General features: G+C 64.2%; 24 protein-coding genes and 1 tRNA gene. 11 read left to right on the top strand and 14 right to left on the bottom strand.

Annotation, left to right across the window (positions count from 1 at the left end):
- Positions 1-401 precede the first annotated feature (401 nt).
- The 3 genes from VOM14_RS05050 to VOM14_RS05040 all read right to left on the bottom strand — a co-directional run bounded on the left by VOM14_RS05050 (position 402) and on the right by VOM14_RS05040 (position 2943).
- A complete protein-coding gene (locus VOM14_RS05050; protein WP_327627647.1) occupies positions 402-1595 on the bottom strand; it encodes a phosphoglycerate kinase in 1194 nt (397 codons plus the stop codon).
- Between the two features lie 281 nt (positions 1596-1876).
- The gene (locus VOM14_RS05045) at positions 1877-2200 is read right to left on the bottom strand and encodes an AzlD domain-containing protein (protein WP_327627646.1); all 324 of its coding nucleotides are present in this window, start codon (positions 2198-2200) and stop codon (positions 1877-1879) included.
- The gene (locus VOM14_RS05040) at positions 2197-2943 is read right to left on the bottom strand and encodes an AzlC family ABC transporter permease (RefSeq protein ID WP_327627645.1); all 747 of its coding nucleotides are present in this window, start codon (positions 2941-2943) and stop codon (positions 2197-2199) included. The genes VOM14_RS05045 and VOM14_RS05040 overlap by 4 nt, the downstream gene beginning before the upstream one ends.
- Before the next feature lie 283 nt (positions 2944-3226).
- Between VOM14_RS05040 and VOM14_RS05035 the strand changes: the two genes are divergently transcribed.
- The 6 genes from VOM14_RS05035 (at position 3227) to VOM14_RS05010 (ending at position 7964) form a co-directional block, all read left to right on the top strand.
- Positions 3227-4150, top strand: coding sequence for a branched-chain amino acid transaminase (locus tag VOM14_RS05035; protein WP_327627644.1), 924 nt, complete (start codon positions 3227-3229; stop codon positions 4148-4150).
- Positions 4151-4218: 68 nt separating this feature from the next.
- Entirely contained in the window at positions 4219-4413 is a 195-nt protein-coding gene (locus tag VOM14_RS05030; RefSeq protein ID WP_128591877.1) for a zinc-finger domain-containing protein, read from the top strand.
- A gap of 206 nt (positions 4414-4619) precedes the next feature.
- Positions 4620-5645 carry a lipopolysaccharide heptosyltransferase II gene (gene waaF / locus VOM14_RS05025; protein ID WP_327627643.1) on the top strand — a complete coding sequence of 342 codons (1026 nt, stop codon included), beginning with the start codon at positions 4620-4622 and terminating at the stop codon, positions 5643-5645.
- A 164-nt stretch (positions 5646-5809) separates the two neighbouring features.
- On the top strand, positions 5810-6256 hold the full coding sequence (locus VOM14_RS05020; protein ID WP_327627642.1) for a nuclear transport factor 2 family protein: 447 nt from the start codon (positions 5810-5812) through the stop codon (positions 6254-6256).
- A 39-nt stretch (positions 6257-6295) separates the two neighbouring features.
- Positions 6296-7399, top strand: a complete 1104-nt coding sequence (locus VOM14_RS05015; RefSeq protein WP_327627641.1) for a YheT family hydrolase — start codon at positions 6296-6298, stop codon at positions 7397-7399.
- Entirely contained in the window at positions 7392-7964 is a 573-nt protein-coding gene (locus VOM14_RS05010; protein WP_327627640.1) for a DUF2946 family protein, read from the top strand. The genes VOM14_RS05015 and VOM14_RS05010 overlap by 8 nt, the downstream gene beginning before the upstream one ends.
- A 57-nt stretch (positions 7965-8021) precedes the next feature.
- Here VOM14_RS05010 and VOM14_RS05005 read toward each other — a convergent pair whose 3' ends face one another.
- Positions 8022-9737 (bottom strand): M48 family metalloprotease, encoded by a 1716-nt coding sequence (locus VOM14_RS05005; protein ID WP_327627639.1) that lies wholly within the window; start codon positions 9735-9737, stop codon positions 8022-8024.
- A gap of 174 nt (positions 9738-9911) precedes the next feature.
- On the opposite strand from VOM14_RS05005, the gene moaC reads away from it, so the two are divergent.
- Positions 9912-10388, top strand: a complete 477-nt coding sequence (gene moaC / locus VOM14_RS05000; RefSeq protein WP_327627638.1) for a cyclic pyranopterin monophosphate synthase MoaC — start codon at positions 9912-9914, stop codon at positions 10386-10388.
- 66 nt (positions 10389-10454) lie between these two features.
- Here the strand turns inward: moaC and VOM14_RS04995 are convergent, their stop codons facing one another.
- The 8 genes from VOM14_RS04995 to recA form a co-directional block, all read right to left on the bottom strand.
- Positions 10455-12239, bottom strand: coding sequence for a PglL family O-oligosaccharyltransferase (locus VOM14_RS04995; RefSeq protein ID WP_327627637.1), 1785 nt, complete (start codon positions 12237-12239; stop codon positions 10455-10457).
- A 134-nt stretch (positions 12240-12373) separates the two neighbouring features.
- The gene (locus VOM14_RS04990) at positions 12374-13021 is read right to left on the bottom strand and encodes a pilin (protein ID WP_327627636.1); all 648 of its coding nucleotides are present in this window, start codon (positions 13019-13021) and stop codon (positions 12374-12376) included.
- Between the two features lie 146 nt (positions 13022-13167).
- Positions 13168-13872 carry a TerC family protein gene (locus tag VOM14_RS04985; protein WP_327627635.1) on the bottom strand — a complete coding sequence of 235 codons (705 nt, stop codon included), beginning with the start codon at positions 13870-13872 and terminating at the stop codon, positions 13168-13170.
- A 143-nt stretch (positions 13873-14015) separates the two neighbouring features.
- Positions 14016-14897 (bottom strand): succinate--CoA ligase subunit alpha, encoded by an 882-nt coding sequence (gene sucD, locus VOM14_RS04980; protein WP_008920420.1) that lies wholly within the window; start codon positions 14895-14897, stop codon positions 14016-14018.
- Between the two features lie 147 nt (positions 14898-15044).
- Positions 15045-16214: an ADP-forming succinate--CoA ligase subunit beta gene (gene sucC / locus VOM14_RS04975; RefSeq protein ID WP_095418308.1), complete on the bottom strand. Its 1170-nt coding sequence runs from the start codon at positions 16212-16214 to the stop codon at positions 15045-15047.
- Complete coding sequence (locus tag VOM14_RS04970; protein ID WP_327627634.1) at positions 16211-16948, bottom strand: DUF2889 domain-containing protein; 738 nt, start codon at positions 16946-16948, stop codon at positions 16211-16213. Before VOM14_RS04970 ends, sucC begins: the two co-directional genes overlap by 4 nt.
- A gap of 201 nt (positions 16949-17149) precedes the next feature.
- Positions 17150-17872 carry a recombination regulator RecX gene (recX, locus tag VOM14_RS04965; protein WP_327627633.1) on the bottom strand — a complete coding sequence of 241 codons (723 nt, stop codon included), beginning with the start codon at positions 17870-17872 and terminating at the stop codon, positions 17150-17152.
- Positions 17873-17879: 7 nt separating this feature from the next.
- The gene (gene recA, locus VOM14_RS04960) at positions 17880-18953 is read right to left on the bottom strand and encodes a recombinase RecA (protein WP_327627632.1); all 1074 of its coding nucleotides are present in this window, start codon (positions 18951-18953) and stop codon (positions 17880-17882) included.
- A 236-nt stretch (positions 18954-19189) separates the two neighbouring features.
- Here recA and VOM14_RS04955 point away from each other — a divergent pair, with 236 nt between their 5' ends.
- The 4 genes from VOM14_RS04955 (at position 19190) to VOM14_RS04940 (ending at position 23607) form a co-directional block, all read left to right on the top strand.
- Positions 19190-19990, top strand: coding sequence for a response regulator transcription factor (locus VOM14_RS04955; protein ID WP_327627631.1), 801 nt, complete (start codon positions 19190-19192; stop codon positions 19988-19990).
- A gap of 9 nt (positions 19991-19999) precedes the next feature.
- Positions 20000-21571 carry a sensor histidine kinase gene (locus VOM14_RS04950; protein WP_327627630.1) on the top strand — a complete coding sequence of 524 codons (1572 nt, stop codon included), beginning with the start codon at positions 20000-20002 and terminating at the stop codon, positions 21569-21571.
- 215 nt (positions 21572-21786) lie between these two features.
- A complete protein-coding gene (locus tag VOM14_RS04945; RefSeq protein ID WP_327627629.1) occupies positions 21787-23445 on the top strand; it encodes an MFS transporter in 1659 nt (552 codons plus the stop codon).
- A gap of 85 nt (positions 23446-23530) precedes the next feature.
- Positions 23531-23607 (top strand) — tRNA-Met (locus VOM14_RS04940).
- Positions 23608-23774: 167 nt separating this feature from the next.
- Here VOM14_RS04940 and dmpG read toward each other — a convergent pair.
- Together dmpG and VOM14_RS04930 are read right to left on the bottom strand one after the other, a co-directional pair.
- Positions 23775-24785 carry a 4-hydroxy-2-oxovalerate aldolase gene (dmpG, locus tag VOM14_RS04935; protein WP_327627628.1) on the bottom strand — a complete coding sequence of 337 codons (1011 nt, stop codon included), beginning with the start codon at positions 24783-24785 and terminating at the stop codon, positions 23775-23777.
- Entirely contained in the window at positions 24782-25744 is a 963-nt protein-coding gene (locus VOM14_RS04930) for an acetaldehyde dehydrogenase (acetylating) (RefSeq protein ID WP_327627627.1), read from the bottom strand. Before VOM14_RS04930 ends, dmpG begins: the two co-directional genes overlap by 4 nt.
- Positions 25745-25753 lie beyond the last annotated feature (9 nt).

Raw genomic sequence — 25753 nt, 5'->3', positions numbered from 1 at the left:
GCACGCGGGGCGCCGGCGGGGGTGCGAGCGCGACTTGCGCGGCCGGGAGTTCTGCCGGGGACTGGGCGGATTCGGCAGCCTCTGCGCTGAACGATTCCGCTGCGCCGGCGGCAGTGGTCGACTCCATGGCCGCTAAAGGCGGCTCGGATGTTTCTGGCTGGCTGCCAGCCAGTCTGGCTTCACCGACAGTTTCGAGCGCGGCGGCAACCGTGTCCGCGACTGTCGATTCGGTTGCCGACGCGGCTTCAGACGCAGCCTCAAGCACGGCTTCGGGCGCCGCTGCGTCCGGCGCGCCGGAGGGCGCTGTGCGCTCCCCCGCCGCCGTTCTTGCGGTGTCGCGCGGCTTGCCGCGCTGACCGTTCGCCTTTGCCGACTTTGCCGTTGGGGAGCGCGCCGCCACGTTAAGCCCGCGATTCCAGAACTTCGAGGGCCGGCAGCTTCTTGCCTTCGAGGAACTCAAGGAAGGCGCCACCGCCTGTCGAGATGTAGCTGACCTTGTCGTGGATGCCGTACTTGGCGATCGCGGCCAGCGTATCGCCGCCGCCCGCAATCGAGAACGCCGACGATCTGGCAATCGCGTCGGCCAGCGTCTTCGTGCCGTTGCCGAACTGGTCGAATTCGAACACGCCGACCGGACCGTTCCACACGATGGTGCCGGCTTTTTCCAATTGCGCGGCGAGCGCTTTCGCGGTTTCCGGTCCGATGTCGAGAATCATGTCGTCGTCCTGCACGTCGGCGACGGCCTTGATTTCGGCCTTGGCGGTCGGCGAAAACTCTTTGGCCGTGACCACGTCGGTCGGGATCGGCACCGAGGCGCCGCGGGCTTTTGCGGCGTCGATGATGGCTTTGGCTTCCGCCACGAGATCCGCTTCGGCGAGCGACTTGCCGATCTTCAGACCCGCGGCCAGCATGAACGTATTGGCAATGCCGCCGCCGACGATCAGCTGATCGACCTTGTCGGCGAGCGACTTCAGAATGGTCAGCTTGGTCGACACTTTCGACCCCGCGACGATCGCCACCAGCGGACGCTTCGGCGCGCCCAGCGCCTGGCCGAGCGCCTCGAGTTCGGCGGCCAGCAGCGGCCCGGCGCACGCCACCGGCGCATATTTCGCGATGCCGTGCGTGGTGGCTTCGGCGCGGTGCGCGGTGCCGAATGCGTCGTTCACGTAGATATCGCAAAGCTTCGCCATTTTCTGCGCAAGCTCGTCGGAATCCTTCTTTTCGCCCTTGTTGACGCGGCAGTTTTCCAGCAGCACGACGTCGCCCGGCGCGACGTTCACGCCGTTTTCCACCCAGTTCGCGACGAGCGGCACGTCGCGGCCGAGCAGTTCGGCGAGACGCTTCGCGACCGGCGCGAGCGAGTCTTCCGGCTTGAAATCGCCTTCAGCCGGACGGCCCAGGTGCGATGTGACCATCACGGCGGCGCCTGCGTCGAGCGCGGCCTTCACAGCCGGCACGGACGCGCGGATGCGGGTGTCTTCGGTGATGTTGCCTTGATCGTCCTGCGGCACGTTCAGGTCGGCGCGAATGAACACTCGTTTGCCGGATAGCTTGCCTTCGGCGATCAGATCGGAGAGACGCAATACCTTGTTCATGGGCGTTTGTGTGCGAGTTGATGAGAAGGCGGTGGCGGACGGCGCACACGGCTTTAAGCGCGGCGAACTCCCGCGCGTCGGCCCGGCGGCCCCGTAATGTCGAGGGCCGGCGGCAAGGCCGCGGCGCGGGCGCCAGGCATCGGCGCGGTCATCCCGGAAAGCGCCATTTTAACTGATCCCCACTGCCTTCTGACCCGCGAGCGGGCGAATGTCCCGTATTTGAACGCCACGCCGCGCGTGCCGCAGCGCAGCATTCGCGGCGCGCCCCCACTACACCCCGACTACATGAGCAGCCGCAGGAGCGTGAACACGAGCATGCCGACGACAATCGTCCCGAGCATGGTGCGCCGCCACAAAAGCCACGCCAATCCGGCGAGCGTCGCGTAGAACTCGTGGTTCGACGGCGCGAAGGAAAGACCTTCCGGCGTTCCCAGCACGTCGGGCAGGACCACGGCGGCCAGCGCCGCGGCTGGCGCGTAGCGCAGCATGCGCTGCACGCGCGCAGGCAAAACCGTGCGCTCGCCGCCGATTAGAAACATCGCGCGCGTCAGTGCGGTGACGAAAGTCATGCCGAGAATGGCGAGCCAGATTTCCGTGGATGTCATCGCGAATCTCCCGCGCTGTTGCGGATGCGGCGCAAGTCGGCGCGCTCGGCCAGCAGGTCGGCGGCGCTGCCCGCCATGATCGCGGCGATCACCGCCAGCGGCAGCCCGAGCCGGTACGGCAGGTCGAAGGCCAGAAGCGCCACGATGCCCGCGATGCAGACCGCCACCATCGTGGAGCGCGTCGCGATGGCCGCGACCATGATGGGCAGCAGCGCGAGCGTGCCCGCGAGCCCGAGCCCCCAGTTGTCCGGAATCAGGCTGGCGAGCAGGATGCCCGCTATCGACGCCACCTGCCACGACACCCAGCTGCTGACCGCCATGCCCCAGAAGTAGGCCTCCTTGCCGGGCACATAGCCGGTCTGGAAGTTCTTCTTCACGAACAGCAGATAAATCACGTCGCCGTTGAAGTAGCCGAGCAGGATGCGCCGCCACATCGGCAGATAGGAAAAGTGCGGCGCGAGGCCCACGCTGAAGATCACGAAACGCGTATTGACCATGGCCGCCGTGAGCAGCACGGTCCAGACCGGCAGCTTGGCGGCGAGCAGCGGCAGCACCGCCAGCTGCGACGACCCGGCGTAGCACAGCAGCGACATGGCGAGCGCCTGAGGCAGCGTGAGCACGGACTTGCTCATCGCGACGCCGGTGACGAGGCCCCACGAGGAAATTGCCATGAGCGTGGGCGCGTAGTCGCGCGCGCCCTCACGGAAGGCGCGGCGATCGGTATCTGACAGACGAGCGAGCATGAGGCGAAAAGCGCCGGCGCTGGAGGCCGCGATGAAGGAAATCGGCGCCAGGTCGTCAAGCACCCGCTGGCGCATCCGGATTTGAATTATGCGTGCGCCGAATTATAGCGCCCGAAGTGCGTCCAAATGCCCGTTCCGTGTGCAAAAGACGCTAAAATACGGGTCTTCGCCGCACCCCACCGAAATTTCGGGCGCGCCCCGGCTTTCCCGGCCCTCACGGGAACCCGGCGCGAGACGACGGGTCTTGGGGGCTCACACAAACACGCACCTGCTGGAGAATCGTATGTCAATGGCCGACCGCGACGGCAAGATCTGGATGGATGGCAAGCTGATCGACTGGCGCGATGCCAAGATCCATGTGCTGACCCACACGCTGCATTACGGCATGGGCGTTTTCGAAGGCGTGCGCGCCTACAAGACGGCAGACGGCGGCACGGCGATTTTCCGTTTGCAGGAGCACACCAAGCGTCTGCTGAACTCGGCCAAGATTTTCCAGATGGACGTACCGTTCGACCACGAAACGCTCGCCGCCGCGCAGCGCGAAGTGGTCCGCGAAAACAAGCTGGAATCCTGCTATCTGCGCCCCATCATCTGGGTCGGTTCGGAAAAGCTCGGCGTGTCGGCCAAGGGCAACACCATCCACGTGGCGATCGCCGCCTGGCCGTGGGGCGCCTACCTTGGTGAAGACGGCATTGCCAAGGGCATCCGCGTGAAGACTTCGTCGTTCACGCGCCATCATGTGAACGTGTCCATGGTCCGCGCCAAGGCATCGGGCTGGTACGTGAACTCGATCCTCGCGAACCAGGAAGCCGTTGCCGACGGCTACGACGAAGCCCTGCTGCTCGACGTGGACGGCTACGTGTCGGAAGGCTCGGGCGAAAACTTCTTCCTCGTGAACAACGGCAAGCTGTACACGCCGGACCTGTCGTCGTGCCTCGACGGCATCACGCGCGACACGGTCATCACGCTCGCGCGCGACATGGGCATTCCGGTGATCGAAAAGCGCATCACGCGCGACGAGGTCTACACCTGCGACGAAGCGTTCTTCACCGGCACCGCCGCCGAAGTCACGCCGATCCGCGAACTGGACAACCGCACGATCGGGGCCGGCGCACGCGGCCCGATCACGGAGAAGCTGCAATCGGGCTTCTTCGACATCGTGAACGGCAAGAGCGAAAAATACGCGCACTGGCTGACCAAGATCTAACGCGCACTGCGCCGGGCTTTTCCCAACCCGGCGCACCGCACGCACCCTGCATACAACGAGAAAGTCTCATGAGCGATATCAAGGAAATGCCGCTGGTCGAGCTGACGGCAAAAGACCTCCCGGCATACTGTCCCAATCCGGCCATGCCGCGCTGGAGCGCGCATCCGCGCGTCTTTATCGACGTCACGCACGGCGAAGCGCGCTGCCCGTATTGCAGCACGCGTTACAAGCTGCGTGACGGCGAAGTCGTCAAGGGCCATTGAACCTGGCGCCCTGACGCTGTTCGCCCGCGGCGTTGGCCGCTCACCGTTTCCGGGCTTGTGAAGTTTTCGCCGCGACGCGTGTCGTGGCGAAATCCCGGCGCAATTGCGCCACCCGGCTAACGGTTTTCCCCTTTTTACTTTGACTTATCCGAAGCGCCACGCGCATCGCGCGCGGCGCTTCGTTTCGATACCGGACACTCACTCTGATGCGTCGCGCGTTGGTTATCGCACCGAACTGGATCGGTGACGCATTGATGGCGCAGCCGCTGTTTGCGCGCCTCGTGAAACTGCACCCCCGCATCGTCATCGACGCGGTCGCGCCTTCGTGGGTCGCGCCCGTGCTCGAACGCATGCCGGAAATCCGCGACGTCTACGCCACCGACCTCGCGCACGGCAAGCTGCAAATGCTGCGCCGCTGGCAACTGGCGAGCGACTTGCGCGACGTGGGCTACGACGCCGCCTATGTGCTGCCGAACTCGCTCAAATCCGCGCTGATTCCGTGGATGGCGAGCATCCGCCTGCGCATCGGCTATACCGGCGAGAGCCGCTACGGCATGCTGAACGTGCGTCACGCGAATCCGCGCAAGGACGAGCGCCCGCCGATGGTCGGCCATTACGCCGCCCTCGCGTACGCGCCGGGCGCGAAGATTCCCGACGACCTGCCCATGCCGCGGCTCGACGCGGACCTGAACGAAGCGTCGCGCGTATCGGCGCGCTTCAATCTCGACACGCGCGTGCCGCTGCTCGTGTTCTGCCCCGGCGCCGAATACGGCCCGGCCAAGCGCTGGCCGCCCGAGCATTTCGCGGCGCTCGCGCAAATGGTCGGACAGTCGTTCCCGTACACGCAGATCGTCGCGCTCGGCTCGCCGAAAGACGCGCCGCTCGCACAAGCCATTGCCGAGAAGGCGCCGAATGTACGCAATCTGTGCGGCCAGACCGCGCTCGGTGAAGCCTGCGCGCTGATCTCGCGGGCCAATGCCGTCGTCACGAACGACTCGGGACTGATGCACGTCGCCGCCGCGCTGCGCCGGCCGCTCGTGGCCGTCTACGGTTCGACCGATCCGCGCCACACGCCGCCCTTGTCCGAGCTCGCGAAGGTACAATGGCTTCATCTCGAATGCAGCCCCTGTTTCCAGCGCGAGTGTCCGCTCGGCCATCTGAACTGTCTGAAGCAGTTGAGCGCCGAGCAGGTTTTCGGCGATCTGCGCGGCATGTTGCTCGCGCAGCGCTGAGCAGACTGACACTTGCACGCAACACCGCACGCCCTGAGCGCGTCGCGTCATGTTCGCGCCTTGCGGCGCGGGCATTCTGGCGCTCGGGTGCGACGGCCCAGTTCGGGCCGCTTTGCTGACCGCTGACTTGCAACCGCGCGCCGCGCACAAGAGACTGACGAGCCATGCCACGTTTTGCCCACATCTTCGAAGCCGCCGCCGATACCCTCAACGCCTATTACCAGGCCGTCGCCGAGGTCAATATCGACAGCCTGATGGGCCTGTGGATCGATGAAGAGTTCGTGAGCTGCATTTGCGCCGACGGCTCGCATCTGCATGGCCTCGACAGCATTCGCGCGGGCTTGCAGATCCAGTTCGAAGCCGCGCCGGTCTCGATCGAACCGCTCGACATTCGCGTCTACGACAGCCTCGGCACCGTCGTCTACGCCATCGCCGAAGCGCATCGTCCGGTCGACCCGAAGGCCGCGCCCGCCATGGTCTTCACCACCTACGTGATGGTTCACGAACGCGGCGAATGGCGCATCGCGCACATTCACGCGAGCCCGATGCCGAATGACGCAGCCAGCCAGTTCGCCACGAAAATGCGGCATGGTCAGGGGCCGCTCCACTAACGCGCGGTCCGCGCCGCCACACTTTCGCTCGAAGCCGGCATGAGCACGCCCCGCAGCAAGTCCCCTTGGGGGACCGTAGAAGATCAACCCGCCTCCGCGCGCGCCGGGGCCGCCGTCGAGGCGACCCTCGAGCTGCTCTACCGCGCGCCGCTCTGGTTGCCGAACAAGCATGTGCAGACCATTGTGCCTTCGCTGTTTGCACGGCGTCCGGCGGTGTCGTTTCGTCGTGAGCGATGGGACACGCCTGACGGCGACTTCATCGATCTCGACTGGGTTCAGCACGACAACGCGCCAACCTCTGTCATTACAGCGGACGCGGCACGTCAGATTCCCGCCGCCGACGCGCCGCTCTTCGTCCTGTTCCACGGACTCGAAGGCAGTTCCGCATCGCACTACGCGTCTTCGTTGATGGCGGCCGCGCGCGAGTGCGGCTGGCACGGCGTGGTGCCGCACTTTCGCAGTTGCAGCGGCGCGCTGAACCGCTTGCCGCGCTTCTATCATCTCGCCGACAGCAATGAAGTCGATTGGGTTTTGCGACGTCTGCGCGCCGCGCATCGCGGGCCGCTCGTCGCCGCGGGCGTGTCGCTGGGCGGCAATGTGCTGCTGCGCTGGCTCGGCGAGCGGCGCGAGGACGCGGCGTCGGTCGTCTCGGCGGCCGCCGCGATCTCCACGCCCATCGACGTCCACGCCGGTGGACGCGCGTTGTCGCAAGGCTTCGGCATGGTCTATACGCGCAGCTTTCTCAAGACACTCAAGCAGAAAGCCGAGCAGAAGCTGGTGCAGTTTCCTGGCCTCTTCGACCGCGACGCGATGCTCGCGAGCCGCACGATGTACGAGTTCGACAACGTCGTGACCGCGCCGCTACACGGCTTTCGCAATACCGACGAATACTGGAGCGTGGCGACCACGCGGCCGTTGCTGCCGCACATTCAGGTGCCCACGCTCGTGCTGAACGCGCGCAACGATCCGTTTTTGCCGGCCGAGGCGCTGCCGTCGCGGCAACAGGTGTCGGCGGCGGTGGAACTCGACCAGCCGAGGCACGGCGGCCACGCCGGCTTCATGACCGGGCCGTTTCCGGGGCGCATCGACTGGCTGTCGCGGCGCGTGTTCGGCTATCTGGAGCAGCACGTCGATCATGGATGACATCGTCAGACAGGCTTTGGCCAAATGGCCGAACGTACCCAGTTGCACCGGCTGGCTGATGCTCGACCGGCGCGGCAACTGGCGCATGCGCGACGAAGCCGCGCAGGCGAGCGGTTCGCCCGGCGTGCCGGTCCGGCACGAGGCGTTGCTCGGCTTCATCAACCGGAACTACGACTGCGACGAACGCGGGCAATGGTTCTTTCAGAACGGGCCGCAGCGCGTGTATGTCGAGCTGGGCTACACGCCGTGGGTCGTGCGTTTGTCGGCCGATGCCGAAGGCGCGCTCGCGCTGAAAGATCAGGCGGGCAACGCCTTTGAAGCATCGGCCGTTTTTGCCGACGACCACGGCGGCATTCTTTTCGCCGACACGTCCACGCCGCCGAGAATCGCCGTGCTGCACGATCACGATCTGGAAATATTCGCCGATCACGCACACCTCGCCGACGATTCACTGAGCGGCGAGTTTCGCTGGAATAGCGGCGTAGTGCTGCCGCTCGAACCGCTACGGCGGGACGATGTCGCGTCGCGCTTCGGGTTTGTGCAGAGTCCGGCGGCGAACGCCTGAGGCTTGAGCCGGCCTCAGCCGCCAGGCGCCGACTCGCGGCGCTCACCCTGCCGGAGCCTAACTTTTCTCGTCGAGCCGCTCTTCCTTGTAGCGGCTCTCCATCTCGTGCAGCCTGGCGTCGACGGTAGCCAGGTCGTAGTAGCCGATGCTCTTCATATCGCGCGCGTCCTTCAGTTGACGGATCGCGGACGGCCACGCGCCTTCCAGCGCGAACTTTTCAGCCAGCGCCCGATGCCGCGTCAGCGCGTCGCCGCTGCCCGCACAGGCCTGCGCGAGATACAGCCACCACGCCGGCTGATCGGGCTGCACGCGCGTCTCCTGTTGCGCGAGCGCCTGCGCTTCGCCAAAGCGCCGCAAGGTCAGCAAGGTGCGGATGTGCATGTCGATGGCGGCATTCGATCGAGGCCAGCGCTTCTGCGCGAGGTCGGCAAGACGCACCGCTTCGGCGTCGCGACCGGCGCGCCGCGCGATGTCGGCGGCCAGCACGTCGAGGCTCGGCGAGCTGCGCGCCGCTTCGTCTTGCGCCTGGGCGCCCGCCAGCAGCGCCGCACGCGACGACACCAGCGACGCGGCCGCGTCGTCGTAACGTTCCAGCAGCATCTGGCCGTACGCAATGCCGTACCAGTTCGCGGCGACATTCAGCGCGGTGCGGTCTTCGATCTCCGAGCGCATGCGCGAAATCTCGTCGGCATATTCGCTGCGCGAGCGGTCCTGCAGAAGACGCGCACGCGCTCGCACGAAACCATATTCGGATGATTGGTGCGGTTGCCGGTAAGGCGCGCGGCGCGCGCGGTCCTCCATGTCGGCGATCCGCTCGCCCGTCAGCGGATGGGTGCGCGCGTACGCGGGTATGCCGGTGTCGCTCATCGCCGCACGGTCGAGGCGGCCGAAGAACGTGGGCATCGCGTACGGATCGAAACCCGCGCCGGCGAGCAGAAGAAAGCCGACGCGGTCCGCTTCCTGCTCGGCGGATCGCGAAAAACGCAGTTGGTTGTCGATCGCGTAAGCCTGGCCGCCGACCGCAATTGCGCTGCCGAGATCGCCGCTGTGCGCAAGCACGCCCGCGAGCACGCCGAACAGCATGCCGGCGAGCGCGGCGTAGGTGCTGCGCTCGCCGGTGGTGATCATCCGCGAAATGTGGCGTTGCAGGACGTGTCCCATTTCGTGGCCGAGCACGGACGCGAGTTCCGATTCGGTTTGGGTCGCGACGATCAAACCCGTGTTCACACCGATGAACCCGCCGGGCAGCGAGAACGCATTGATCTGCGGGTCGCGCACGGCAAAGAGATCGAAGTCCGGCCGATAGCCGCCGATGTACAGCGCGTTCGCCGCCGCAGCCAGTTTTCCGGCGACGGAGCCGAGGTAGTCGCGCACCAGCCAGTCGTCGAGATAGTCGGGGTCGCGGCGCACTTCGCGCATCACGCGCTCGCCGAGCTTGCGCTCCGCTTGCGGCGTCAGCGAACCCGCGCCGCCGCTGCCGAGGTCGGGGAGTTGCTGCGTCGCGATCGGCGCGCGCCAGCCGCCGCCGGCGCCCCGATGCGCGCCATCGTTGGCGGAAAAACGGCTTTGCGCGCCGCCGTACACGCCGAAGACGCCTTGCGCGATAGCGGGCGGCACCGCTGGATCGGCATACGACTCCTCCTGCCCGCTGACGAGAGGCGGCTCGGCGGATTGCGCTTGCACGCCGGGCGCGGCCCGTGCTTGCGCGAATGCACCGGGCGGCGTCGATAGCGCGACACACAGCAACGCAGCAAGAAAGCGTTTCGGACGCATTGCAAGTTCGTCTGACGGAGTCGGAAAGCGACGCCCGCCGCACGGACTAAGATAGCGGGCTATGGTGCGATTGTAATCAGTCGCCGCGCGGCTCCGAGGTGCCTCGGGCGTGCGCGAGCGAGCCGGACGCCCGCACCGCACTGCTATGATAGGCGCCCTCTGAAGGAGCCAGACATGCCTGAACTCACTCATTTCGATGCCGCCGGCCAGGCGCATATGGTGGACGTCGGCGGCAAGCAGGAAACGAAGCGCATTGCAGTCGCGCGCGGTTCGATCCGCATGCTGCCGGAAACCTTCGCGCTGATCCGCGACGGCAATGTCAAAAAGGGCGACGTGATCGGCATTGCGCGCATCGCCGCGATTCAAGGCTCGAAACGCACTGCCGATCTGATTCCGCTGTGTCATCCGCTCGCGCTGACGCGTGTCAAAGTGGATTTCGAACTCGACGACACCCTGCCCGGCGTGCACTGCACTGTTCAGGTCGAAACGCTCGGCAGAACCGGCGTGGAGATGGAAGCGCTAACCGCCGTGCAGGTCGGGCTGCTGACGGTGTACGACATGTGCAAGGCGGTGGATCGGGGGATGATCATCACCGATGTGCGGGTGATGGAGAAGCATGGGGGGAAGTCGGGGGATTGGGTGGCGGGCTGACATCCTCGCCCACCCGCCCTTTCCACCATTCCACCATTCAACTATTTCCGCAAACGACAGCGCGACTTATTCCTCGTCGCTGTCGTCGTCTTCATTGACGCCGCCCGGCGGCATGCCGTAGCGCTTGATCAGTTCCGTCTTGAAGCCCGCCAGCGTCTTTTGCTCATCGCAGAGCTGATACAGGTAGTTCAATTGCGACGGCCAGTCCTTCAGTTCCTCGGCGAAAATTTTCAGACGCGCGACGGTATCGAACGCTCCCGCCGTGTCGCCACTCAACGCCTGCAGCACTGCATAACGACGCAGCACGGTTTCGCCGGGCAAGAGCGCCATCGCCTGACGGTGCATCGCGAGCTTGTGTTGCAGATCCATTGAGTTCATCGGCAGGAGCGTCGCCATGCCATACTCGCCCCACGCCCGGAAGAGGAACGACGGGTCCGCGCGATACTGCTCGGCCGGACGCGAGCCGTAGTACAGCACCTCGGCGCGCGCGTAATCGCGGTACACCGGATACAGCGCCGCTATCCCGCCGAACACGATCACCGCGAACGCGCCGAACGACAGACGCCCCGGCACGAGGCGCAACGCGCGCGTGTCGAGCAAGCCGAACACGAACATCGCCGGCAACAGAAAGAACATGTACTGCTGCGGATATTCGACCAGCGCATGCATGACAAGCACGCCGATCAACGCGATGCCGAAAACCCGCGCCGCGCTCTGCGGCGCGCGCACCACGCGCACGAGCCACATGATCAGGCCGAACAGCACGATCGCGACGCCGATCAAGCCGGTCTTTGCGAGCAGATCGATAAAAATGTCGTGCGAATTATTGGCGATCTCGACCCCGCCAAGCGTCTTGGCAAACTGATATTGATAGCTCGGAAACTCGCCCCAGCCGACACCCATCAGCGGATGCGTCTTGAACATCGTCCAGCCGTACTTCCACAACGCGAGGCGCGGCGCGATCTGGCCGGCGTCCTGGAAACGCTCGGCGGCGGACTGTCCGAGCTCCAGGTGATAGCGCACGTTGGCCCAGCGAATCAGCGCGTTCACGACGAAAAACAGCACCGCGAGCGCCGCTGGAATGAGCCACTGACGATAGCCGCGATGCATCTGCGGCTCGCCGCGAGCCTGCGCGAACGCCATCCAGAAACCGGCCACGACAATCACGCCCATTTGCAGCCACGGGCCGCGCGAAACAGTCAGCGCAAGGCCGACCGCGAAAATGGTCGACACCAGCGCCCAGATGCCGACGGCAATGCGGCGCGTCTGCACAAGGTACAGCGCGCCCGCCATCGCGAACGCGATATACGTGGCGAGATGGTTCGCCTGCGCCATATTGCCGAACGGCCGGCGCTCGACGGCCACGTTGTACGCCACGACCAGCGGCGAGACCCGCGCCTCGAGATGAAAAAGCTGGATCACCTGGCAGAACACCGCATACAGGCCGCCGACGATCAGCGCGCCGGCCGCCCAGCGCAACGCCGTCTCCGCGAGCTTCGCGCGCGCGAAGCCGTAGCCCACATGCGTCGCCATGAAAGCGGCGAGCAGGAAACCGCCGCCGAGCCAGTTCATCGAAGGTTGCGAAACGGGCAGCAGCACCGATTGAGCCACGAGCAACAGCCCGAACGCCAACGGCACGAGCGCGACGACAGGCGACGCGAAACTGATGCGCGGTTTCGCGCCCGCGACCATTAGCACGACGCCCGCGCCCGTCAGCAGGTAAAGCGCGAGCGCGGTGAACTCTGCGTAGAACGTCGGAATCGGATACGTATGGTTGACGACTGCATAAGGCAGCACCAACGCGAGAGACAACAGAACGAGAGACAGGTAACGCGCGAATGGGGTGGGCATCGAGTAAGCGGTGGGCGTCAGCAACCGGCGCACTATACAAAAAAATTCTTACACTGTGCGCCGGCTGGGCTGAAATATCCCCTAAATCAGCGTTTTACGTTCGAACGGCAAACTTTCCATTCGTTCACACGGCGTCACGCACGGCACTCCGGCGGGGCAAGATTCGACGGCAAGGTCGGCGCGTTGACAGGAATCGGTCCCGCGCCAGGCGCGGGCAACGAAGAGGCCGCTTTGCCCCCGGCAAAACACTCCCACGCGAGCGCGCCTGCCTGCACCGAACCCTGCGTCAGCGCGACGCGCGCGGTGGGCGCATCGACGTTGTCGGGAACCGAAGGCACCAGCGTGATCGTGTTGGAACCGGCGGGCGCGACGCGCGTCGTGAACGCGACGGTGATCTGGCCTGAGTCGTCGTCGACATGAACGGACTCGACGTTGCGCGTGGCGGGCGGCGACGCATAGCCGCCGCTGAACGCGTTGCCGCTCGCGGCGTTTTCGGACACCGCGAGCCGCGCCGACGCCGCGAGCGACAAGCCCTCGCCCACCCGGCTGCGCGCGAGATAGTCCTGATATGCCGGGATCGCATAAGCGGCGATCACGCCGACTATAGCGAGGACGATCATCAACTCGATCAGCGTGAAGCCGGGAGCGCCGCGGAAACCGAAGCGCACGCCGACACTGCGGCACGCTCGCGCGAGCCGCGCGGACCAGCGCGCTCGCGTCGAATCCGAACGCGCGGCGAGTGTGGAATGGGAATAAGGGGAATAAGGCAAGGTGACGATCATCGGCAGACTCCTGAAACGAAAAACGCGTGGCCCAAAGATCGGGACAGGCGTTTCCATCGTAGCGAGCCGGGTTCGTGTCACACAGTCAGCCGAATGGCCAATGTGCAGGCGGCGCGGCTCGTGTTACGGTCGCGCGTTGCAGCGCCTCAGGCGGCTGCGCGATGCGCATTGCGGCGCTTGATCACATAACCGAGGATCACGACGAACAGCGCGCCGGCGACGCTCATGCCGTATTCGGCCATCGGCGTATCGAGGATCGGCCAGCGATCGCCGGCCGGGTCGTTGACGATCAGCCCGCCCGCAATCCATCCGAGCAGCGCGGCGCCGAGCGTGATGACGATCGGAAAGCGATCGAGCAGTTTCAGCACGAGCTGACTGCCCCACACGATCAACGGAATGCTCACCACGAGACCGAAGATCACGAGCGCGAGACGATGCTGCGGATCGGCGGTTTCGGCCGCGCCCGCGATCGCGATCACATTGTCGAGACTCATGACGGCGTCCGCGACGATGATCGTCTTGATCGCCGACAGCAGCTTGTCCGCGGGCTTCACGTTCTCATGCACGTCATGCGCCGGCGCCATCAGACGAACGCCGATCCACAGCAGCAGCAGGCCGCCCGCGAACTTCAGCAGCGGCACGTCGAGCAGCGCGACCGCGAACGCAATCAGTATCACCCGCAGCACGATCGCGCCCGCCGTGCCCCACAGCACGCCCTTCGTGCGCTGATCGGGCGGCAGATTGCGGCAGGCGAGCGCGATCACGACGGCGTTGTCGCCACCCAGCAGGATGTCGATGACGACGATCTGAACGACTGCGCCCCAATGAAGCGTGGCGAGGAACTCGAGCATGAGCACACGAATAAGAAGGAATGAGATGCGCGGCGAAAAAAAAGCGGGGGAGTCTTCACTCCCCCGCTTTCGGGACCGCACGCCAACGAAAGGATCTCGTAAGCGTATCAAAAAAGGCGCGCCAACTGGGCGCCAGTTTCGATTTACAGCATCGCCTTCAGAAGACGCGCCATTTCCGACGGGTTCTTCGTGACCTTGATGCCGCAGGCGTCCATGATTTCCAGCTTCGCTTCAGCCGTGTCCGCACCGCCCGAGATCAGCGCGCCGGCGTGGCCCATGCGCTTGCCCGGAGGCGCGGTCACGCCAGCGATGAAGCCGACCACCGGCTTCTTCATGTTGCCCTTGATCCACTCAGCCGCGTTGGCTTCGTCCGGACCGCCGATCTCGCCGATCATGATGACGGCGTCCGTATCCGGATCGTCGTTGAACATCTTCATCACGTCGATGTGCTTCAGACCGTTGATCGGGTCGCCGCCGATACCGACTGCCGACGACTGGCCGAGGCCGATCGCCGTCAGCTGGCCGACTGCTTCATACGTCAGCGTGCCCGAACGCGACACGACGCCGATACGGCCCTTGCGGTGGATGTGACCCGGCATGATGCCGATCTTCAGTTCGTCCGGCGTGATCGTGCCCGGGCAGTTCGGTCCGAGCAGCAGCGTCTTGCGGTTTTCGCGACGCATGCGGTCCTTGATCTCGATCATGTCGCGGACGGGAATGCCTTCCGTGATACAGATCGCGAGATCCAGGTCGGCTTCGACGGCTTCCCAGATTGCAGCAGCAGCGCCTGCCGGCGGAACGTAAATCACCGACACGGTCGCGCCCGTTTCAGCCTTGGCTTCAGCGACGCTTGCGTAGATAGGAATGCCTTCGAAATCTTCGCCGGCACGCTTCGGGTTCACGCCTGCAACGTACGCTTCGCGGCCGTTTGCGTATTCGCGGCAAGCACGCGTGTGGAACTGACCGGTCTTGCCGGTGATGCCCTGCGTGATGACCTTGGTGTCTTTGTTAATCAGAATCGACATGTATTGACCTCTGTTCGTTTGGCGTCGCGCGGTGGCGCGTTGGCGCGGTGCGGCGGGATGTTCTCCGCCCGCGCCGCGCATGCGTTACGCGCGCGCCGCCATTCGTAATCCTGGAAAAAGCGCCTGGTAAACGCGGCGAGACGAGGCTTACGCCTTGCCCGATGCGGCCGCGACGACCTTCTGAGCCGCTTCTTCCATGCTGTCAGCCGCGATGATCGGCAGACCGGATTCGGCGAGCATCTTCTTGCCCAGGTCTTCGTTCGTGCCCTTCATGCGGACGACGAGCGGCACCTTCAGCGACACGGCCTTCGACGCCGCGATCACGCCTTCCGCGATCACGTCGCAGCGCATGATGCCGCCGAAGATGTTGACCAGAATCGCGGTCAGGTTCGGGTTCTTCAGCATGATCTTGAACGCTTCCGTGACCTTCTCGGTCGTAGCGCCGCCGCCCACGTCGAGGAAGTTCGCCGGTTCGCCGCCGAACAGCTTGATGGTGTCCATCGTTGCCATCGCGAGGCCTGCGCCGTTCACGAGACAGCCGATGTTGCCGTCGAGCGAGATGTACGCGAGGTCGAACTTCGACGCTTCGACTTCAGCCGGATCTTCTTCGTCCAGATCGCGATACGCGACGATTTCCGGGTGACGGAACAGCGCGTTCGAGTCGAAGTTGAACTTGGCGTCGAGCGCGATGACCTTGCCGTCGCCGGTCAGGATCAGCGGATTGATTTCGGCGAGCGATGCGTCGGTTTCCCAGAACGCCTTGTACAGGCCTTGCAGGATGGCGCGCGCTTGCGGGATCGACGCGTCGGGCACGCCGATCTTCTTCGCGAGGTCGTCGGCTTCGGCGTCCTTCAGGCCGGTCGACGGATCGACGGCAACCTTGTGGATCAGCTCGGGCGTCTTTTCAGCGACTTCTTCGACGTCCATGCCGCCTTCGCTCGATGCCATCACGACGATCTTCTGCGAAACGCGATCGATCACGAGGCCGACATACAGTTCCTTCTTGATGTCGGCGCCTTCTTCGATCAGCAGGCGATTGACCTTCTGGCCTTCCGGACCGGTCTGGTGCGTGACGAGCTGCATGCCGAGGATCTGGTTCGAGTATTCGCGAACCTGATCCAGCGACTTGGCGACCTTCACGCCGCCGCCCTTGCCACGGCCACCCGCGTGGATCTGAGCCTTCACGACCCATACCGGGCCGCCAAGCTCTTCCGCGGCCTTGACCGCATCATCCACCGAGAAGACCGGCTTGCCGCGCGGTACCGCGACGCCGAATTTCCGCAGGATTTCCTTACCCTGGTACTCGTGAATCTTCATGCGTGATTCCCTTCAGTCTGAGAGTTGGATTGAACTTCGTTTCCGCTACCGTCGATCATGCCGGGCGCATTGCCCCTGCCTTCGTGGCGGGCCGCCCCGTTGTCTGGCGATGCCGGGCGGTCTGCTGGGCGTGGCGCGTGGCCATACCAGCGCGGGTAAAACTTCTGCACTGCCTCCCCGTCGAAACGCAGCGCGTGGCAGCGTCCCAACTGGAATGGCGGTTTTTCGTTTAAACGTTCGCCGGCCTTGTCAGCCGATTCGTTTCCTGAACTCGCACTCGCGCCTGCCGTGCTGTCACCGGTACTCCATACGTCGCCGGCGAACGCCTGAATCGCGGCCGTCGGCAAGACGGCGCACAACTCGGTGAGATGCGTGCAGCCAGCCGTGCCGCCCAGCAAACGGGCGGCCTCGCGACGGAAGTTGTGACGGAGATTGAGCCCGATGAGGGCACGATAGGCGGGATTGCTGACTTGGCACACGCCAGGATAGGGCACCCAGTCGGACGACGCCTCGGCGTCGACGACATTGAGCTTGCGATCGATGGTGAGGCGAAGCCAGAGTTCATGGATCGGTTGACCATTGGGCCGAACGCCCGACGCAAGGACCACATCGCGCGGCTTTTCGTCGGTCAAGCACGCTTCCACATCCCACAGGCCATCGGCTCGCTCATAAGCTTCCGCTCTGATTGCGCGACGATGGCGCAATTGACGGGGCACTGGCGGGGAAAGCGGCATGCGGAAAGGAAAGGCCAGATTGGAAAACCCGTTAATTTTAGCATACTGGGTATTTGAGACAGGCCGGAATACGCTGAGACGGCCCGCGAGCCGCTGTGGGCCGGTTCGAGCCAGCTCTGCTGTCGCAAATCCGATGCTCGCCAGCGGTGAGGGGCGGCGCTATTCGCTGTTATTGGCTGCGACTCACGCCTACTCACCGCACTACTCTTCGTCGATTCCTTTGAGAATTTTCCCTATCGTTGCCGCCGAAAATCCGCGCGACGCCAAGAAGCGCGCCTGCTTCGCGCGCTCCGCCTGCGTTTCGGGAAGCTGGCCGAATTTCTTGCGCCATACGGCTTGAGCGCGGGCAAGTTCGGTTTCCCGCAATTGAGCACTGGCTTCTTCGACGAGCGTCTGATCGAGCGCATGCTGCTTCATTTCACCGACGATCCGGCTCGCGCCCAGGCGCGACGAGCGCCGATGGATCAGGCTTTCGGCAAAGCGGGAATCGGACAGCCAGTTTTCCGCTTCGAGCGTGTCGAGCAAGGTATCGAGCGAATCGGTTTCTTCGACGAAGGGCTTGAGCTTGCGCGCAAGCTCGCTGCGGCTATATTCGCGGCGCGACAGATAACCCAGCGCGCGCCCTTTGAGCGACCGTTCGGGACGTTGGGATTTTTTTGCTTCGTTTTGCCCAGGCTCGGCGTGGCTGGATGTACGGCTTGAGTTGCGCGAGTTGCTTGGGTCACGTGATCCACGCGAGCGGGTATAGGTTGGCTCGGTGGGCTCGGCGGAAGGGCTTTGAAACTGCGCGTGCTGCGGGCCGCGGCCCGCAGCACGGTCATGTGCGTCGAACGATTCGAAGGGATCGAACGAATCGCTGTCATCATTACGCGGGCCGTCCGCGTTGCTTCCGGTATCGGACAATGGCCGGCCCTTGCGTATCACGTAATGGTTACTCTTCGTCCGCGACTTCTGCGCCTGCGCCGGTCACTGCGTCGGCCATTGCATTCACGCCCAGCGATTCGCGGATACGGTTTTCGATTTCACGAGCAATGTCCGGATTCTCGCGCAGGAATTCACGCGCGTTGTCCTTGCCCTGGCCAATACGCTCACCGCTATAGCTGTACCAGGCGCCGGCCTTGTCGACGATCTTGGCCTGCACGCCCAAGTCGATGATTTCGCCCTGACGCGAAATGCCCTCGCCGTACAGGATGTCAAAGATCGCTTCGCGAAACGGTGGCGACACTTTGTTTTTAACCACCTTCACGCGCGTTTCGTTGCCGATCACTTCGTCGTTCTTCTTGATCGAACCGATGCGGCGAATATCCAGGCGCACCGACGCGTAGAACTTCAGCGCGTTACCGCCGGTGGTGGTTTCCGGATTGCCGAACATCACGCCGATCTTCATACGGATCTGGTTGATGAAGATCACGAGGCAGTTTGTGCGCTTGATCGTGCCGGTGAGCTTGCGCAGCGCTTGCGACATCAGACGCGCTTGCAGACCCGGCAGCGAGTCGCCCATTTCGCCTTCGATTTCGGCCTTCGGCACGAGTGCCGCGACCGAGTCGATCACGATCATGTCGATCGAGCCCGAACGCACCAGCGCGTCAGCGATTTCAAGCGCCTGTTCGCCCGTGTCCGGCTGCGAGACCAGCAGGTCGCTCACGTTCACGCCGAGCTTGCCCGCGTACTGGATGTCCAGCGCATGTTCCGCGTCGATAAACGCTGCCGTGCCGCCGAGTTTCTGCATTTCGGCAATGACTTGCAGCGTCAGCGTGGTTTTACCCGACGACTCCGGACCGTAAATTTCGACCACGCGGCCACGCGGCAAACCGCCAACGCCCAGTGCGATGTCGAGGCCGAGCGATCCGGTTGAAACGACCTGGATGTCTTCGACTGCCTCACCTGCGCCGAGCCGCATGACCGACCCTTTGCCGAACTGCTTTTCGATCTGCGCGAGGGCGGCAGCGAGTGCCTTGCTCTTTTCAGCAGTCAGTCCAGCCGAGCCTTTCTTGCTTTCTTCCATGAATCGTCCTTTGCTATGATGAACGGCGTCTGAGGCAGATGTGTCGTCCATTTTTGAAGGACAGCACACGAAACCCAGACACTGTATAAAAAAACAGTAGTTTTGGCAAGCGCGATTCTCATGCGAACGCGCATTTTTACCTTCCCGCTGCCCAAACCACCCACAATAATTTTCGGAGACCGCTGTGCGCCGCGGGGACACCCGAGGTGCCGGCCAAGGCCTTGAGCTGGCGCACCATGCGAATTCTGATTGCCGAAGACGACAGCATACTCGCGGACGGTCTGGTTCGATCACTCCGCCAATCGGCCTATGCGGTCGATCACGTGAAGAGCGGCGTCGAGGCCGACACCGCGCTGTCCATGCAAAGCTTCGACCTGCTGATTCTCGATCTCGGCCTGCCGCGCATGTCCGGGCTAGAAGTGCTGCGCCGCCTGCGCGCCCGCAACTCCAATCTGCCCGTGCTGATCCTGACCGCCGCGGATAGCGTCGACGAACGCGTGAAGGGCCTCGATCTCGGCGCCGACGACTACATGGCCAAGCCGTTCGCGCTCAACGAACTCGAAGCGCGCGTGCGCGCGCTCACGCGGCGCGGCGCGGGCGGCGGCCCGACGGTCGTGCGGCACGGTTCGCTGTCGTTCGATCAGGTCGGCCGGATCGCTTATGTGAACGAGCAGGTGATCGAGCTTTCCGCGCGCGAGCTGGGACTGCTCGAAGTGCTGCTGCAACGAATCGGCCGGCTGGTTTCGAAGGAGCAACTGGTCGACCACCTGTGCGAATGGGGCGAGGAAGTCAGCAACAACGCGATCGAGGTCTACGTGCACCGGCTGCGCAAAAAGATCGAGCCGAGCGGCGTGCGCATCATCACCGTGCGCGGCCTTGGCTACTGCCTTGAAAAGGCGGCGGCGCCCGCGAATGGCGGCACGGGCGCGAATGCCGCCGCGGCGCCCGCTTCCACCGAGCCTGAATCTGAAACGCCGCCGCCGGGGCCATCCGAGCAGTCTTCCGCTGGGATGCCGGCGAGTCATCACTACAAGTAGAGCACGCTTATGTCCGCACCCGCCGATCGCGCGACGCCCCGCGCGGCGGACCTCGACGAGGCGCGTGACGAGCGCTACGCCAATCCGTTCGCCCCACCCGACGAAACCGAAGCCGCCGCCGAGGCGCGCCCACGCTCGTTGTTCGGCGAAATTCTCGACTGGATGCTGGCGCCGCTGCTGCTGCTCTGGCCGATGAGTCTGGCGGTCACGTATCTGGTCGCCAAGTCGATTGCAAACGGGCCGTTCGACCGCGCGCTCGAAACCGACGCCTATGTGCTCGCGCGCCAGATCCATCCGGTCAACGGCGTGGCCGAGCTGACGCTGCCCGACTCCACGCGCGACTTTCTGCGCGCGGACAACGTCGACAGTGTGTTCTATCAGGTGCTCGGCACGCGCGGCGAACTGGTGGCCGGCGAGCGCGACATGCCGCTGCCGCACGAAGACGACCGGCCGCAGCCGGGCCTCGTCGCATTCCGTGACGACATGCTGCGCGGCAACGACATCCGCGTGGCCTATACGACCGTCGAATTTCCGCAGACGCCCGGCGCGGAGCCCGTGCTGGTGCAGGTCGCCGAGACGCTCGACAAACGCAGCCAGCTCGCCAACGACATCATCAAAGGCGTGATCCTGCCGCAGTTCGTGATTCTGCCGCTCGCCATTCTGCTCGTGTGGTTCGGGCTGTCGCGCGGCCTCGCGCCGTTGCACGCGCTGCAAGCGCACATCCGCGCGCGGCGTCCGGACGACCTGTCGCCGCTCGAAGCGCGTCGCGCGCCGCCGGAAATCGAGCCGCTCGTGACATCGTTCAACGATCTGCTGACGCGTCTCGAACAGAACATGGAGCTGCAAAAGCGCTTTATCGCCGACGCCGCGCATCAGATGAAAACGCCGCTCGCGGGCTTGCGCACGCAGGCGGAGCTGGCGCTGCGGCAAGACGCGTCGGCGGAAGTGCATCGCTCGCTCGAACAGATCGCCACCAGTTCGGAACATGCGGCGCGCCTCGTCACGCAACTGCTGGCGCTGGCGCGCGCGGAAAACCGCCTGTCCGGCCAGGTTTTCACGCCCGTGGAGGTGACGGAAGTGGCGCGCAACGCCGTGCGCGATTGGGTGCAAGCCGCGCTCGCCAAGCAGATGGACCTTGGCTACGAAGGGCCCGACGAGCCCGTGCAGGTCGAGGGAAATCCGGTCATGTTGCGCGAAATGCTGTCGAATCTGATCGACAACGCCATTCGCTACACGCCGCCCGGCGGCCGCATCACGGTCAGAGTGAGGCCCGAGACGACGCGCGAGACGGCGCACGGTACCGACGCGGACCTCGTGCATCTCGAAGTCGAAGACACCGGGTTGGGCATTCCGGCCGCCGAACGTTCGCGGGTAATCGAGCGCTTTTACCGGATTCTCGGCCGCGAGGGCGACGGCAGCGGCCTCGGGCTCGCGATCGTCCGTGAAATTGCGACGATGCACGGCGGCAAACTGACCATTGGCGACAACGTCTATCAAACCTCGCCGCGGCTCGCGGGAACGCTCGTGCGCGTCAGTTTGCGCGTGCTAGAACGGGACAGGACTTACCCTAACGCGCATTGACTTCGCTCAGCGACGAAAAGCAGGTCGCGCGGCGTTCCAGACAGACTGCGCGCCGTTTCACGCAACTTAGCCTGTTTTACGCGCGGCGCGCCGTCGCGCGGGAAAGCGTCGGCCAGGCGTTTCGCGTCAGTGGGCCGTAAGTTTCCGCTCCAATAATCGGTTGCACGGAACGCCTTGGCGGCGCACCGCGTGAATATCAATATTGGAGACTTCATATGGCTACCGTTGGCGGACACCTTGCGCCCGTGCCCATGACGCGCGATGAGAAGCGGGTGATCTTCGCATCGTCGCTAGGGACGGTTTTCGAGTGGTACGACTTTTATCTGGCCGGCTCGCTCGCGGCCTACATCAGCAAGAGCTTTTTCTCCGGCGTCAATCCGACCGCCGGGTTCATTTTCACGCTGCTCAGCTTCGCGGCGGGTTTCGCGGTCCGGCCGTTCGGCGCGGTCGTGTTCGGGCGGCTCGGCGATCTGGTCGGCCGCAAGTACACGTTCCTCATCACGATCGTGATCATGGGCCTGTCGACGTTCCTCGTCGGCTTCCTGCCGGGATATGCCGCTATCGGCATGGCTTCGCCGGTGATCTTCATCGCGATGCGCATGCTGCAAGGCCTCGCGCTCGGCGGCGAATACGGCGGCGCGGCAACTTATGTGGCGGAACACGCGCCCACGGGACGCCGCGGCTTCTACACCGCGTGGATCCAGACCACCGCCACGCTCGGCCTGTTCCTGTCGCTGCTGGTGATTCTCGGCGTGCGCACGGCCATGGGCGAAGACTCGTTCGGCGCGTGGGGCTGGCGCATTCCGTTCATCGCGTCGATCCTGCTGCTGGCCGTTTCCGTGTGGATTCGCCTGCAACTGCATGAATCGCCGGTGTTCGAGCGCATCAAGGCCGAGGGCAAGACGTCCAAGGCGCCGCTCTCCGAAGCGTTCGGCCAGTGGAAGAACCTGAAGGTCGTGATTCTCGCGCTGATCGGCTTGACCGCCGGCCAGGCCGTGGTGTGGTACACGGGCCAGTTCTACACGCTGTTCTTCCTGACGCAGACGCTGAAGGTGGACGGCGCCACGGCCAATATCCTGATCGCGATTGCGCTTCTGATCGGCACGCCATTCTTCCTGTTCTTCGGCTCGCTGTCGGATCGCATTGGCCGCAAGCCGATCATCATGGCCGGCTTGCTGATCGCCGCCGTGACGTACTTCCCGCTCTTCAAGGCGCTGACTCACTACGCCAACCCGGCGCTGGAAACGGCCACGTCGAAGGCGCCGATCGTCGTGATCGCGAATCCGGACGAGTGCTCGTTCCAGTTCAATCCGGTCGGCACGTCGAAGTTCACGACTTCGTGCGACATCGCGAAGAGCGCGCTTTCGAAGGCCGGTTTGAATTACGAGAACGTCGCCGCGCCCGCCGGCTCGCTCGCGCAGATCAAGGTCGGCGACACGGTGGTCGGCACGTATGACGGCAAAGCCGCCGACGCCAAGGACCAGGCGAAGTCGTTCGACAAGACGCTGGCGAGCACGCTGAAATCCGCCGGCTATCCGCCGAAAGCCGACCCGTCGCAAATCAACTGGCCGATGAGCGTGGCCATCCTGACGATCCTCGTGATCTACGTGACCATGGTCTACGGGCCGATCGCGGCCATGCTCGTGGAGATGTTCCCGACCCGGATTCGCTACACGTCGATGTCGCTGCCGTATCACATCGGCAATGGCTGGTTCGGCGGCTTCCTGCCGGCCACGGCGTTCGCGATCGTCGCGGCGAAGGGCAACATCTACTCGGGCTTGTGGTATCCGATCGTAGTTGCAGTCGCGACGTTCGTGATCGGCATGCTGTTCGTCCGCGAAACCAAGGACTCGGACATCTACGCGAAGGATTAAGACGCCTCCCGGCGACAGCGACTAAAAAAGTTGCGCGCCGGGGGTTGACAGCTTCCGGCGCCATCCGCATAATCTCGCTTCTTTCGGCGAATTAGCTCAGTTGGTTAGAGCGACGGAATCATAATCCGCAGGTCCGGGGTTCGAGTCCCTGATTCGCCACCAGTTGCACTAAGCCCTTGAATCTTCTAACGAAGTTCAAGGGCTTTTTACTTCTGGCGTCACGGTCGGTGTCACGGGTGCCGACTCGACACCGCGCAACACCTCTCACGCCCATCCGGAGCCGACGCCAACTGACCTCCAGTCGTTTGACGTGCGGCTCCCGCGCCGAGCTACTGCAAATCCAGCGCGACGTCGACGATCATGTCCTCCTGGCCGCCAACCATCTTGCGCCGCCCGAGTTCAATGAGAATGTCCACCGTCCTCAACCCGTACTTGGCCGCCGCTCGCTCCGCATGGAGCAGGAAGCTCGAATAAACGCCCGCATAGCCGAGCGCCAGGGTCTCGCGGTCCACCCGCACCGGGCGGTTCTGCATCGGGCGCACAAGATCGTCGGCGGCGTCCATCAGCCGGTAGAGATCACAGTCGTGGCGCCAACCCTGCCGCTCGGCAGCCGCGATGAAGACTTCCAGCGGCGCGTTGCCGGCGCCGGCCCCCATACCCGCGAGGCTCGCGTCGATGCGGTCGCAACCTTCCTCGACCGCCACCAGCGAATTGGCAACGCCAAGACTCAGATTATGGTGCGCGTGGATGCCTGTTTCGGTTTCCGGTTTCAGCACATTCTTGAAAGCGCGGAAACGATCGCGCACATCGGTCATGCCCAACGCGCCGCCGGAGTCGACCACATACACGCAACTCGCGCCATACCCTTCCATTAACTTCGCCTGTTCAGCCAGCTTTTGCGGCGTCGTCATGTGGCTCATCATCAGGAAGCCGACCGCATCCATGCCCAGTTCACGCGCGTATTCCAGATGCTGCCGCGATACGTCCGCCTCGGTGCAATGCGTGGCCACGCGCACCACGCGCGCCCCTGCGTCATAGGCATTGCGCAGGTCATGGATGGTGCCGATCCCCGGAATCAGCAGCGTCGCGATTTTCGCGCTCGGCGCACTCTCAGCCGCCGCCGCGATCCACTCGACATCGCTGTGCGCGCCAAACCCGTAATTGAAGCTCGATCCTTCGAGACTATCGCCGTGCGCAACCTCGATGCTGTCGACACCGGCCTGATCGAGCGCCGATGCAATGGCCCTGACGTTGGCGAGACTGTACTGATGCCGGATTGCGTGACTGCCGTCGCGCAACGTCACGTCGGAAATGTAGAGAGCCTTGTCGGCGGCGTTCATTGTGCAATCTCCTTGCGACGACGGGCGATGCCGGCATCCATCCGGCGACGGGCCATGAGGTCGCCACACGCGAGCGCGGCGGACGTCATGATGTCAAGATTGCCGGCATATGACGGCAGGTAATGCGCTGCTCCCTCCACCTCGAGGAATACCGAGGTGCGCAGGCCATGAACCGGGCCCAATCCCGGCACGTTGACGGGATGCTCTGCCGAAATCACCTCGAACTGCACTTTCTGCTTGAGCCGGTAGCCGGGTACGTAGCTTTGCACGCTGGCGGCCATCCGCTCGATGCTGTCTTCGATCGCCCGTAGATCAGCGAGATCGGACAGAACGAAAACCGAATCACGCATGATCAGCGGCGGCTCGGCCGGATTCAGAATGATGATCGCCTTGCCGCGTGTTGCGCCGCCGATCCGCTCGATCGCGCTGCGCGTCGTCCCAGTGAATTCGTCGATGTTCGCGCGCGTGCCGGGGCCGGCCGAACGGCTCGCTATCGAGGCAATGATTTCCGCGTAATGAACCTTCGCGACACGCGAAACGGCCGCGACGATCGGAATCGTCGCCTGGCCGCCGCACGTGACCATGTTCATATTCGAGGCATTCTCAGCATCGAGATTAATCGCCGGAATCACGTAGGGCCCGATCGCCGCCGGCGTCAGGTCGATCACCTGGATGCCGTGCCCCTGCAGGATCTCGTTGTGCCGCGCATGCGCACCCGCCGAAGTCGCATCGAACACGATGTCGATCTCATCGAATACCCCCAGCTTCAAGAGACCGTCGATACCTTCGGCAGTCGTGGCGACACCGAGCCGCGCGGCCCGCGCGAGGCCGTCCGAGTTCGGATCAACCCCCACCATCGCGCCCATCTCCAGATTCCGGCTATTGCGCATCACCTTGATCATCAGGTCGGTACCGATGTTGCCCGGTCCGATGATCGCCACCTTCACCTTGTCATTCATGCCCATCCT

It is taken from the genome of Paraburkholderia sp. MPAMCS5, from assembly GCF_036016995.1.
Classification (GTDB): domain Bacteria; phylum Pseudomonadota; class Gammaproteobacteria; order Burkholderiales; family Burkholderiaceae; genus Paraburkholderia.
This window is presented reverse-complemented; position numbering and strand designations above follow the sequence as displayed.